This window comes from Pseudomonas sp. SIMBA_041, assembly GCF_046535095.1.
Classification (GTDB): domain Bacteria; phylum Pseudomonadota; class Gammaproteobacteria; order Pseudomonadales; family Pseudomonadaceae; genus Aquipseudomonas; species Aquipseudomonas mucoides.
This window is the reverse complement of the sequence record NZ_JAWRXJ010000089.1, coordinates 1-357: the sequence shown is the minus strand read 5'-3', so window position 1 is coordinate 357 and position 357 is coordinate 1. Positions and strand designations below refer to the sequence as shown.

The window sequence follows — 357 nt, the reverse complement described above, 5'->3', positions numbered from 1 at the left end:
ATGATTGTCATAATTATGTAATTTTATAGGTATAAAATACAGAACCTATGATGATTAGATTTTTACAGTTTATATTACTGTTTCCTATTGTTTTGTTTTATGGGCAAGCTGAAAAATCTTATTCTTATTATATTGATATTGCCAATAAATTGAAGTCCAGTGATTGGAAAAAAGCTGAACTCAATATAAAAAAAGCTCAAAATATTGTTTCAGAAAAAGATCTTGGAGATTTTTATTTGAAATCTGCTAATATCTATAATGACGTAGATCGTTTTGATGCTGCTTTGGAGTTTTGTGTAGAAGCTCAAAAAATTTTCACAAAAGATAAAAACGAACAAAAAATAGCCAAAACAAATG

At 26.3% G+C, this 357-nt stretch carries 1 protein-coding gene; it reads left to right on the top strand.

Features of this window, described 5'->3' with window-relative positions; translation table 11 throughout:
- Positions 1 to 50: 50 nt before the first annotated feature.
- On the top strand, positions 51 to 357 hold a 307-nt coding region (locus tag SB725_RS30350), incomplete at its 3' end, for a hypothetical protein (protein WP_410923049.1).